Source organism: Aquimarina sp. MAR_2010_214, assembly GCF_002846555.1.
In the GTDB taxonomy this organism is placed as follows: Bacteria; Bacteroidota; Bacteroidia; order Flavobacteriales; family Flavobacteriaceae; genus Aquimarina.
The window spans coordinates 3,545,772-3,558,003 of sequence record NZ_PJMS01000001.1 but is presented as its reverse complement, the minus strand read 5'-3'; the positions used below and the strand labels follow the sequence as shown (position 1 = coordinate 3,558,003).

Annotated in this window: 8 protein-coding genes; 5 read left to right on the top strand and 3 right to left on the bottom strand. The window is 32.3% G+C overall.

Going from position 1 to position 12,232, the window contains the following annotated elements; genetic code table 11:
* The first annotated feature begins 63 nt into the window (after positions 1-63).
* Positions 64-1,056 (top strand): hypothetical protein, encoded by a 993-nt coding sequence (locus ATE84_RS15245; protein ID WP_101448777.1) that lies wholly within the window; start codon positions 64-66, stop codon positions 1,054-1,056.
* A gap of 126 nt (positions 1,057-1,182) precedes the next feature.
* On the opposite strand, the gene ATE84_RS15240 is transcribed toward ATE84_RS15245, so the two are convergent.
* Positions 1,183-3,849 (bottom strand): DNA gyrase/topoisomerase IV subunit A, encoded by a 2,667-nt coding sequence (locus ATE84_RS15240; RefSeq protein ID WP_101448776.1) that lies wholly within the window; start codon positions 3,847-3,849, stop codon positions 1,183-1,185.
* A 25-nt stretch (positions 3,850-3,874) separates the two neighbouring features.
* Positions 3,875-5,734 carry a DNA topoisomerase IV subunit B gene (locus ATE84_RS15235; RefSeq protein WP_101448775.1) on the bottom strand — a complete coding sequence of 620 codons (1,860 nt, stop codon included), beginning with the start codon at positions 5,732-5,734 and terminating at the stop codon, positions 3,875-3,877.
* A 420-nt stretch (positions 5,735-6,154) separates the two neighbouring features.
* On the opposite strand from ATE84_RS15235, the gene ATE84_RS15225 reads away from it, so the two are divergent.
* The 3 genes from ATE84_RS15225 to ppk2 (ATE84_RS15215) all read left to right on the top strand — a co-directional run bounded on the left by ATE84_RS15225 (position 6,155) and on the right by ppk2 (ATE84_RS15215) (position 9,301).
* Positions 6,155-6,958: a carboxypeptidase-like regulatory domain-containing protein gene (locus tag ATE84_RS15225; RefSeq protein ID WP_199176884.1), complete on the top strand. Its 804-nt coding sequence runs from the start codon at positions 6,155-6,157 to the stop codon at positions 6,956-6,958.
* A 678-nt stretch (positions 6,959-7,636) separates the two neighbouring features.
* Positions 7,637-8,482 carry a polyphosphate kinase 2 gene (ppk2, locus tag ATE84_RS15220; RefSeq protein ID WP_101448773.1) on the top strand — a complete coding sequence of 282 codons (846 nt, stop codon included), beginning with the start codon at positions 7,637-7,639 and terminating at the stop codon, positions 8,480-8,482.
* A 3-nt stretch (positions 8,483-8,485) separates the two neighbouring features.
* Complete coding sequence (gene ppk2, locus ATE84_RS15215) at positions 8,486-9,301, top strand: polyphosphate kinase 2 (RefSeq protein WP_199176883.1); 816 nt, start codon at positions 8,486-8,488, stop codon at positions 9,299-9,301.
* A gap of 52 nt (positions 9,302-9,353) precedes the next feature.
* Here ppk2 (ATE84_RS15215) and ATE84_RS15210 read toward each other — a convergent pair whose 3' ends face one another.
* Positions 9,354-11,231: a peptidase M61 gene (locus ATE84_RS15210; protein WP_101448772.1), complete on the bottom strand. Its 1,878-nt coding sequence runs from the start codon at positions 11,229-11,231 to the stop codon at positions 9,354-9,356.
* Between the two features lie 131 nt (positions 11,232-11,362).
* Here ATE84_RS15210 and ATE84_RS15205 point away from each other — a divergent pair, with 131 nt between their 5' ends.
* On the top strand, positions 11,363-12,139 hold the full coding sequence (locus ATE84_RS15205) for an alpha/beta fold hydrolase (RefSeq protein ID WP_233195821.1): 777 nt from the start codon (positions 11,363-11,365) through the stop codon (positions 12,137-12,139).
* Positions 12,140-12,232: the final 93 nt, after the last annotated feature.

Here is a 12,232-nt window from a genome sequence, read left to right as displayed (position 1 = left end):
ACCTACAATGCAATAATACTTAACTAAATAAAGTAATAAAAATTAATTAATAAGAATACCATTATGAACAAATTAAGTGCCCTAAAAAACCTATTTGTGTTTATTATTTCAATTTCGATCTTTTCTTGTGGTTCTGATGATTCAGAATCTAATATACCCAATGATGACTCAATATTAGCAGATTATATTGCTAATATTGGTAGTATTAAGGACTTTTCTATTAATGCAAATAATGAAATATATTATATACACACAGGTAATAGTGATGGAGGAGTTAATCTTTCAATTAGAAAAATGAGCAATACTGGAGATATCACTGTTTTAGATGAATTGGACTTTTCATTATTTGGAAATGAAATGGGAATTACAAATTCGGGTGATGAAAACATCTATTATGTTACAGATTCACATAATGAAGGAAATAAAGTACATATTTATTCTGTTAATTCTTCATCTTCTTCAACTTACTCAATGACACCAATATCATCTCCTTTTGTGGGGCCGATCAGAATGAGTGCTATTGAAAATTTTGGTGATGAAACATATATAACTTTTGATTACAGTGCATTAGGTTTAAGAAGATATTTTCCAAATTTAGAGACCGATATGATTATTGCTGGTTCAGGTGATTCTTCAATAACAGACGGAACAGGGTTAAATGCCAGCTTTAAATTTGTTACAAAAATATTATCTACAAATGAAATTATCTATGTTATAGATGATTCTAATAATTTAAGAAAAATTGAGAAAACTGGAAATGAATTTAATGTAACAACTGTAATTTCTGATTATACAAACAGCTTTAATGACATTGCAGTTGATAAGAACGGAAATATATTAGTGTTAGTAGATAACAAAGGAATCTATAAGTTAAATATTTCAAACAACTCATTAGAGGAGTATCTAACAGGTGAAATAAAACTAAAAGATAGTAATAATGGTAGCTATGGTACAGAATGGGGAGGAGTTGATAAATTTTTGATTAAGAAAAATGATATATTTTTATACTCTTCTCAAAAATTTATTAAAATATCAGATTTTGAAACAAAAATATAAACAACTAAATCCCTGCACTTTCAGTGCAGGGATTTACATTTGGTATTGGTTGTAGTATGAAATAACCCAAATTTGAATGACTCCTTCAATCAAAAGTAATAATCCAAATCATCACCCACTTTATTATCAAAATAAACTCGCCTGCTCTCCTTCTTCACCTGCATCATTATCATTATCTAAAGATTTTGCTGAAGCTTGATTGTTGGTTGTTTCAGGAGACACATTTTCTTCTTCTATCACTTCGATTTCTTCGGTAGGAAGATCTTCTTCTTCTTCATACGGTAATGAATCCAGCAGATTAATCTGTTTTACTTTATGTGTAGTTAATTGATTTCCTAATGCTTTTGATCCTTTTATGGATATAAATTCTTCGAGATTTATTTCTTCATTGGGTCGTTGATCTTTACCTCTTAGCTTAGTAAATACTATTTCTGCCATAGGTCTATAATCTGTAGAGACAACTTCTAAGAAAGACTTTTGGTGCTCTGTAATAAAAGTTTCTTCTCGCTCTGGGTGTTCTATTAGGAAACGTTTTATATAGTATCGTTCTTTCTCTCCATCCCAATATATTGCAGATATTGGTTTTTTGGGTTTCCATTTTTCTAAAACAATCATATCCGAACTGAAATGCAATGTCATTTCGGGAATTATTGTTTTTGCATTCCCTTTTTGGGTAATAACCAAAAGACGATCCTCTCCTCTAAATTCACCTAATAATTCTCCTCTTCCATCTACATTAAGGCGTTGTACCGAATCGTCAAACCAGATTCTTCGTGGTTTTAGAGTAGATACTCCTTGTTCTTTCAATTCAACTCGCTTGATATTATATTTGGTAACAATATTACCTTTTACCCCTCTACCTTTGATTAATAAATCTGCAAAGTCGAGATCAAATTTTAATTTTTTGATACTTCCTGCTTGTCGTAAGAAAATAGTAATTACCTCAGCCTCACCATTTGGATTAGCAGAGAAATAAGTGATTTTTGATCCTTTTTTTCCTTGTGCAAGGTCATATTCTTTATCTCTTGTTACTCCTGTAACGGCAAATCGCTTAACATATGATGCTCCACCCTTACCATCTTGATAAATCATATTATAAATTGTACGTTTATCTTTTTTCTTAAAGACAGCTATATGAATTATATTTTTACCAATAAAGGTCTTTGATCCAACTTTGGTAATCATCAATTTTCCTTCTCCTGTAAAACAAATAATATCATCAATATCAGAACAATCTGCTACATACTCATCCTTACGTAATGAAGTACCTATAAACCCTTCTTCTCGATTTACATATAGTTTTGTATTTCGAATTACTACTTTGGTCGCTTCAATATCATCAAAAATCTTGATTTCGGTCTTACGTTCTTTTCCTTTACCATATGTAGTTTTTAGCCTTTTAAAGTAATCTATAGCAAACTCTATAAGGTGCTCAAGATTGTGTTTTACCTGGGCTATATCTTCTTCAAGTGCATCTATTTTTTGTTGTGCTTTATCTATATCAAATTTAGAAATACGCTTAATTCGAATTTCTGTTAGACGTACAATATCTTCCTCGGTAATCGCTCGTTTTAGATGTTTAATATGAGGTTGTAATCCTTTATCAATAGCTTCAATCACCCCTGGCCATGTTTCTACTTCTTCTATATCCCGGTAGATACGGTTTTCGATAAATATTCTTTCTAGTGAAGCAAAATGCCATTGTTCCTGTAATTCTTCTAATTGAATTTCCAGTTCCTTTTTCAGTAATTCTACTGTATTATCTGTAGAACGACGTAGCATTTCTGAAACACCAATAAAGTTTGGTTTATTATCTTCTATAACACATCCTAATGGTGATATAGACACTTCGCAGTTTGTAAATGCATAAAGTGCATCGATCGTTTTATCAGGGGAGATACCAGAAGGAAGATGTATTAATATCTCTACTTTTGCTGCAGTATTATCTTCTATTTTCTTAATCTTTATCTTTCCTTTTTCATTAGCCTTAAGAATAGAATCTATTAAAGATGTGGTGGTTGTAGAAAATGGTATCTCATTTATAACCAAAGTATTCTTCTCATATTGAGATATCTCGGCACGTACCCTAACTTTACCGCCACGGTTACCATCATTATAGTTTGTAAAATCTGCAATACCTGACGTAGGAAAATCAGGCAAGATAGTAAATCGTTTTCCTTGCAAATGCTTTATAGATGCATCTATTAATTCTATAAAATTATGAGGAAGAATCTTGGTGCTTAATCCAACGGCTATTCCTTCTGCACCTTGTGCTAACAACAATGGAAATTTAACCGGAAGATTAATAGGTTCTTTCTTTCTACCATCATATGATAATTGCCAATCGGTAACTTTGGGATTGTATACTACATCTAATGCAAATTTAGATAACCGGGCTTCTATATATCTCGATGCGGCTGCTCTATCACCGGTAAGGATATTACCCCAGTTACCTTGCATATCAATCAGCAATTCTTTTTGTCCAACTTGTACCATCGCATCAGCGATACTGGCATCACCATGGGGATGATACTGCATCGTGTGCCCTACAATATTGGCCACTTTATTATATCGACCATCATCGAGATCCTTCATAGAATGAAGAATACGACGTTGTACTGGTTTTAAACCATCTTCAATTGCCGGTACTGCTCGCTCTAAGATTACATAAGATGCATAATCCAAAAACCAGTCTTTGTACATTCCTGTGACCTTAGTAATCACCTCTTGTGGTTCGTGGTCTTCAGGGTTTACATCGTGATGTAGTTCTTCGTTTTCGTTTTCCAAATCCATATATAACTTCTGGGGCTTCTAATAATTATAATTCTTCCTCTACCGAATCCAATTCTACTTTTAAATTATCGATAATAAATTCTTGTCTTTGTGGTGTATTTTTTCCCATATAAAAAGACAGTAATTCTTCGATCGACTTTTCTTTATCTAGCATTACAGGATCTAAACGTATATCATCCCCTATAAAATGCACAAATTCGTCTGGAGAAATCTCCCCTAATCCCTTAAATCGTGTAATTTCTGGTTTACCCGATAACTTTTCTATTGCATCTCTTCTTTCCTGTTCTGAGTAGCAATAAATGGTTTCTTTTTTATTACGTACTCTAAATAATGGAGTCTGTAATATATATAAATGTCCTTCTTTTATAACTTCTGGAAAGAATTGTAAGAAAAAGGTGATTAATAACAATCGTATGTGCATTCCATCTACATCGGCATCAGTAGCAATTACAATATTATTATAACGTAAATCTTCTAATGACTCTTCTATATTAAGTGCTGCTTGTAACAGATTGAATTCTTCATTTTCATACACAATCTTTTTGCTCATGTTATAGCTATTCAACGGTTTTCCGCGTAAGCTAAAAACAGCTTGGGTATTTACATCTCTGGATTTGGTTATAGATCCACTTGCAGAATCTCCCTCGGTAATGAAAAGCGTGCTTTCGAGATTACGATCTTTCTTGCTATCGGTAAGATGAACACGACAATCTCTTAATTTCTTATTATGTAAACTGGCTTTCTTTGCTCTCTCTTTTGCAAGTTTTCGAATTCCAGATAAATCTTTACGTTCGCGCTCTGCTTGTAATATTTTACGTTGTAAACTTTCTGCCGTATTAGTATTTTTATGAAGAAAGTTATCTAACTTAGTTTTTACAAAATCATTAATATAGGTTCGAACTGTTGGTAAGTCTCCTCCCATTTCTGTTGATCCCAATTTTGTCTTAGTCTGACTTTCAAAAACGGGTTCCATTACTTTTATGCTTATCGCAGATACAATCGACTTACGAATATCACTGGCTTCATAATTTTTACCATAAAATTCTCTAATTGTTTTCACTACTGCTTCTCGAAAAGCTGCCTGATGTGTTCCTCCTTGTGTAGTATGTTGGCCATTTACAAAAGAATGGTATTCTTCGCTATATTGTGTTTTGCTATGTGTAATTGCAATTTCGATATCATCTCCTTGAAGATGAATAATATCGTATAATCTATCTTCTTGATTTATCGTGTCAGAAAGTAAATCTTTTAATCCATTTTCTGAAAAATACTTCTCTCCATTAAAAATAATGGTCAAACCAGGGTTAAGGTACACATAGTTTTTTAGCATTTTGGCCACATACTCTGCGCGGTACTTATAATGCTTAAAGATGGTATTATCTGGTACAAAAGATACTTTAGTTCCTCTTCTACGAGAAGTTTCTTCTAATGTTTCCTGATTTGTGAGGTTTCCTTTTTCGAATTCTGCCGAAGCTGATTTGCCGTCTCGCGTAGATTCTACTTTAAAGAATGCAGATAATGCATTAACCGCTTTGGTACCCACACCATTTAAACCCACTGATTTTTTAAATGCCCGGGAATCATATTTACCTCCCGTGTTCATTTTAGAAACTACATCTACAACCTTACCTAATGGGATTCCACGACCGTAATCTCGAACAACTACTTTTTCACCTTGTATAGAAATCTCAATCGTCTTACCGGCACCCATTACATATTCATCAATCGAATTGTCGAGTACTTCTTTTACTAAAATATAAATTCCATCATCTGCAGAAGAACCATCACCCAGTTTCCCGATATACATTCCGGGTCGCATACGTATATGTTCTTTCCAGTCAAGGGATCGTATATTATCTTCGGTATATTTGGTTTCTTTGCTCATAAATTTTGGGTAGAATGCTCGCTAATATAAGGTTTCACTTACAAAATTAAAATAGCCTTTCTACAAAGTAATTAACAAATCGATAGTGAATTTTGTTGATTATTTGGTATGCAGCCATTTGATCTATCTAAATAGACCGTTTTTAAATAAAAAAAGAAGCCTAAAAGTCATTATTTCATAATAGAATCATCAATAGTTTTTTTGAATCAATTTTGAAGATGGTTTTTAATATTTGTCAAATGGACAAACCCATAAATATGCTTTTAAAGACAAGGATCACATAAGAAATACGTAGAAACACGTATGGACTCTAGTATACTTTGCGTCATATATTTGCTCATTAAAACAGTAACAACCTTAAAATCAACAATTAAAGTAACAATTAAAGAATACAAATTGGAAAACTAAAACATACAAATCATGAAAACACAGTCAATTTACTTTTTACTTTTCACATTTTTACTACTACCGAGTTGTAGTAATGATGATAATTTTATTGCCATACCAGAGCCTGAACCAATAGCTGAACCAGAGCCTGAACCTGAACCAGAGCCAGAGCCCGAACCAGATCCAATACCTTCTGCAGATATTATCGGAACAGTAGATTTATTTGACGATGATCGAAATATGGTAGATAACTCTGGAATGACTATTAGTATAGAAGGAAGTGATCCTCTAATTACCGCTACAACAGACCCCACTGGTAATTATTCATTAAAAGATGTTCCTTTTGGGACATATAACCTGATCTTTGAGAAAGAAGGTTTTGGAACTTATAAAATTTTTGATGTTGAGCATAAAGATGAAGGAGAATTTACATTAATGGCCAATGTGCTAAAATTAGGTCAAATATCTAATAGCGTGATCACCAAGGCTTCTGTTAGACAACAAGGTAATTTTTTTATATTGACTATGGATCGTCCTAGTACAGAAAATCTTTTGGTGAAAAGAATGCGAATTTTTTATCATTCTAGTGATGATGTTAGCAACGAAGTACATTCTCATTATTCTCCAATTATTGGCACTACTGGTAATCCTGCCAATTTAACATTCTCTATTGCCTTTTTTAGAACATTAGGTTTTAAAAGTGGTGATACCTTGTGGTTTAGAGTTTATGGAGAAAATTTCTATAGTAATACTTATCTAGATTCTGAATTGGGAAGAGATGTATTCCCTAATGTTAATCCAAATACTGTAGATGCATTTTCTATTGTTATTCCGTAATTAACTTAATAAAACAAAAGCTTAATCAATCTAAAAACGCCTAAGATTATATTTCATTAGGCGTTTTTTAATATCACATCTGATATCAAATAACATTAAGGGTTGAAAATTCTTCTTCAAAACTTGAAACAAAACCATTAATATCCTTTTTGTTTTTATCTTTCTTACCATGAGATAATACATACACTCCTATCCTGTTAAAATTCAAATCTTCTGAAACTTTAAATTATTTTAGTGCCTATTTTGGCATACACATAACTCCCTATTTGTATTCACTATTCCCAAAGAAACTTCGATAAGTGAGATAGCAAAAAATTTAAAATGGAATAATTATATTAGGTTTTAAAGGCTCTTAATATACAGAGACCGTTTTTAATGTTTCTGAAAAAGAAATTGGCATAAAAATAATGACTATAATAAGAGAACACGCTGCAACGCAAATTGTAATATTAACTCAATGGTAAACTTCTATTTTTAATAGAGATACTACTATATTTCACAAAAATAAGTAGAAATCAAAAATCAAAGAAAGGTTCTTCTGGAAAGTATCATTAGACAAATAACTAAATATATTTTTCTAGTGATTTTATGCAAAAAAAATATCATTAAAGATCGATAAAATTCATTTTCTTTTTACCTTTAATCCTCACTTATTTAGAATAACAAATTACAAAATTTATGTTTACACTTGAAGAATTAAATCAAGTCAAAAAACGGAAGCATTTGATCAATATTGCTGATCAAAAAAACATTGACATTAAAAAAATATTACAGAAAATCAGATACGAAGAAGAGCTTCGTTTTCTACAAGGAGAACTAGTAAATCTTCAGCAATGGATCGCCAAAAAGAAGCTACGTGTAGCAATCATTTTTGAAGGAAGAGATGCTGCAGGTAAAGGAGGCTCTATAAAACGATTTACAGAGCACCTTAATCCTCGTTCTATGCGTATCGTTGCATTATCAAAACCTACCGAAGTCGAAAAAGGACAATGGTATTTTAGAAGATACATTAAAGAATTACCTAATCCGGGGGAAATTGTTTTTTTTGATCGTAGCTGGTATAATCGTGCCGTTGTAGAACCTGTTATGGGGTTTTGCACCAATAAACAACATAAAAATTTTATGGTTCAGGTTCCAGAATTTGAACATATGTTATATGAAGATGGAGTTATAGTAATCAAGTTTTGGTTCTCGATATCAAAAGAAGAGCAGAAAAAACGTTTTGATGCAAGACTACAGAATCCTTTAAAAATATGGAAATTTAGTCCTGTAGATATGAAAGGACAACAGTTATGGAACAAATACACTAAGTACAAGGAACAAATGTTCTCAAAGACCCATACTACATTTAGCCCCTGGGTTATTGTAAAAACCAATAGCAAGAAAACTGCTCGGTTAGAAAGTATGAGATATGTGTTATCGAGGTTTGATTATACCGGTAAATCCAAAGCAAAAACCACATTACTTCCTGATCCTAATGTGATCCTAAGATACTATAGATATATTGAACAAATAGATATTTGATTTATGACGACAACTCAAAAAATAAAAAATATTGATCTTTCTAAAGAAGATCTCGAAATACTAAATTCTCCTATCGGTTTAAAATATCTATATATGGATAAAAAGACTGATGTTGAAAAGGTATTGAGGATGGTTAAATATGAAATCCAATTAAAAAAGCTTCAGGCCGAACTCATCAAATTACAAAACTGGACCATAAAAAATGGAAAGAAAATAGTTATCATTTTCGAAGGTCGTGATGCAGCAGGAAAAGGCGGGGCAATTCGCCGTATTACTTCTCATATAAACCCCAGGCATTTTCGCATTGTAGCACTACCAAAACCTACCAGTGAAGAGGAAGGGCAATGGTATTTCCAACGTTATGTTAATCAACTACCAACCCCAGGAGAAATGGTTCTTTTTGACCGTAGCTGGTATAATAGAGCTGTGGTAGAACCTGTGAATGGTTTTTGTAGCACAGAACAATATCATACATTTATGGGGCAGGTAAACGATTTTGAACGAATGATACTTGAGTCTGACACTTATCTCATCAAATTCTATTTTTCTATTACTAAAGAAGAACAAGCTTCTCGTTTTAAAGATATTAAATCAAGTCCGTTAAAAAAATGGAAAATGACCCCTGTAGATGAAAAGGCTCAAGAACTCTGGGATGAATATACTAAGTATAAGGTAAAAATGTTTGAAAAGACCAATACTGAGCTTTCTCCCTGGGTTATTATCGAGGCTGATCGTAAAACCGAAGCACGAATTAAAGCGATACAATATGTCTTAGATACTATTCCATATAAAGAAGAAGAAGAAGAAGAACTTGTTTAAAACTAAAAAAGGCCCTATACAAGGGCCTTTTTTAGTTTTGTTCTATGTAAATCTACCCTTTTAACCAAGCTTTTCTAAGCTCTGATTGCACATCTGTAGAATTATCAATTACTTTAAGTTTTTTTCCTTTGGTGAAGGATTTTGTTACTTTAGTTTTAATAACAACTTCCTCTCCTGCTCTATTAAGTTTAACTTCAACATCATCACCTTCTTTCCATTGAAAAGTAGCACCTAATATACTATTAGCATTCTGTAACGTCAATTTAGTACCATTTATTTCTACGATATCATCATTGGGTTTTACACCATTTTCTTTCCAGAAACTATTATCAGAAACTAAATCTGTAAAAAATATCGTTCCCTTTTCTTGATTTCCAGCTACAATTAAAACTCCAGAATTCTGAATATAATTTGTTTCTACTCTTTCTGATTCTATCGCTAATCCTGCTTTTTTAAAGAATTCTTCATAATTAATTGGAATCTTCCCTACAACATGTGTTTTCAAAAATTCACCAATTGCTGGATAAGTCATTGTTGTAATCTCTTCTATAATTTTATCATCCTTAAAAGGCTTGTTTTTCCCATATTTAATAGATAATTCCTTCATCAATGATAAAATTCCACGATTTCCGTTACTCTCTTCGCGCATCAGAATATCAATGCACATACCAATTAATGCTCCTTTTTCATATACATTAGCATAATTAGCCGCATAGGGTTGATCAAGTATATTCTCACTCATTGTAGTAAAACTCATAGTATCATCATATCCACTTGCACTTTGAATTTTACCCATGATTTTATCATAAAACTCTTGCTCGTCTACTAATTCTTGATTAACCTGAAATAAGGTTGCAAAATACTCGGTCACCCCTTCATACATCCACAAATGCTTTGAAAAAGTAGGTTTATTATAATCAAAGTAATGTACATCTTCAGAATGTACACTAAGAGGAGTTACAATATGAAAAAATTCATGAGAAACCACATCAATCATTGCAGATGCCAATGCTTCATCGGGCATTTGCTCTGGTAAAACGACTATGGTAGATGTATGATGCTCTAGTGCTCCAAATCCTGTAGGAGCATTTTCGGTACTGGGTGCTAAATACAAATATACATCATAACGAGGGGTACTATTGATATCTCCAAGATATGCCTTTTGCCCTTTCATCATTTTAAATACCGTCTCTTTTATCTTAGCTGCTGTATGCACCTTGTTTGGAGAATATATACTTAATACAATTTTGATATCTCCTACCATAAACTCTTCGACATCGAGATCTCCATACATCATTGGGTTATCAGTAATTTCAAAATAACGTGTTGCCAGATATTTATCTGTAGTAACTAGTTTATCTTCACTTGGTTCTGATCCTACTTTTTGTAGCGCAGAAGTTCTTTTCATTTCTGATGGTGCTTTTACCTCTAATACATACTGGTTATTTTTCAGCACATCAAAATACCCAATAAACCCATGAAGATTCAATACATAATTTTCTGGTTCTATATTAGTCCCAGAAGGAGAGAAAGGTGTCCCGACATCTGTATTCTCTATATCATAAGTATCATTTACCAGGTAACTAATTTTGTCAAGTTGCTTGGCATTTGTAATTAACCATGTATTGGTATCTTTTTTTTCTACTTTAATCTCATTACCCTGATAATCAAAAGCTTTGAAATCATCTACAAATTTCCCAAAATCACTTACAGCATAAGTACCTTGAACCACTTTGGGAATACGGTATTTTACAGTATCCTGAATAAAGCGTCCCGGATCTATAGTAACTGGGACTTTATCGTCTTTTACCTGAGTTAGATCTATAGCGGTTGCTATAGGTACATTTGTTGCTATATCATTTGTAAGGTTACTGGTTCCACAACCAATTAATAATACACCAATGGAAATCTTGGCTAATGTTTTTTTCATTGTATTGGATTAACTATTTACTATAGCTAGACTTAAAAAAATGCCTAGTGTTTCAAATTTAGTGGCGCAAAATATACAATTTGCATAGACTTTGGCTTATTTTTAGCACTTTTATAACAAAACCACTGTCTTTGGATTTAATAATAAACAAACATCGATTACGATTCTCTAAAAACCCTAAGTTACTCTCACCAGAAAAAAAAACAATTATTTTCCTACACGATTCTTTAGGATGTATCGAGTTATGGAAAGATTTCCCCAAACATATTGCTTCAAAAACGGATTGTAACATTCTTTCTTATGATCGTCTGGGGTATGGTAAATCTGCTCCTTTTATTACTTCAAAAAGAAATAATGACTATTTAAAAGAAGAGGCATATATTCTGGGGGAAATAATACAGAAGCTAGAATTAAAAAATATAATACTGTTTGGTCATAGTGATGGTGGTAGTATTGCTTTATTAACAGCTGCTCTGTTTCCAGAAAAAGTTATAGGTATTATCACCGAAGGAGCTCATGTATTTGTAGAAGAAGAAACCATTAATGGTATTAAATCAGCAGTTCTGGCCTATCAAAATACTTCACTGAAAGAGAAATTATATAAATACCACGGAAATAAGACTGATGCTGTTTTTAGAATGTGGACAGAGACATGGCTTTCTGAAACTTTTCAATCCTGGAATATTGAAAAATATTTACCAAAAATCGAATGTCCTTCACTAATAATTCAGGGTGAAAAAGATGAATATGGAACACTGGATCAGATAAATTCGATTATAAAAAACACATCAGGGAACTCAAAAGCTTTATTAATTCCAGATAGTGGTCATACGCCACATAAAGAGAATGCAAAAATTGTAATTGATAAAGTAAGTAGATTTATAAGCAGACTAATTGTATCTTGTTAAGGGAATAGTAAAACCTATATTTTTTATTTAATTATACAGAAACTTGTAACAATTATTCTTTTAAGAACATTAACAAATACAACAAAGTTATTT

What these genes read in the sequence shown, in the direction of transcription:
- ppk2 (WP_101448773.1), top strand. Translation starts at nt 7,637, where the DNA reads ATGTTTACACTTGAAGAATTAAATCAAGTCAAAAAACGGAAGCATTTG.
- ATE84_RS15235 (WP_101448775.1), bottom strand. Translation starts at nt 5,734, where the DNA reads ATGAGCAAAGAAACCAAATATACCGAAGATAATATACGATCCCTTGAC.
- ATE84_RS15210 (WP_101448772.1), bottom strand. Translation starts at nt 11,231, where the DNA reads ATGAAAAAAACATTAGCCAAGATTTCCATTGGTGTATTATTAATTGGT.
- ATE84_RS15245 (WP_101448777.1), top strand. Translation starts at nt 64, where the DNA reads ATGAACAAATTAAGTGCCCTAAAAAACCTATTTGTGTTTATTATTTCA.
- ATE84_RS15240 (WP_101448776.1), bottom strand. Translation starts at nt 3,849, where the DNA reads ATGGATTTGGAAAACGAAAACGAAGAACTACATCACGATGTAAACCCT.
- ATE84_RS15225 (WP_199176884.1), top strand. Translation starts at nt 6,155, where the DNA reads ATGAAAACACAGTCAATTTACTTTTTACTTTTCACATTTTTACTACTA.
- ppk2 (WP_199176883.1), top strand. Translation starts at nt 8,486, where the DNA reads ATGACGACAACTCAAAAAATAAAAAATATTGATCTTTCTAAAGAAGAT.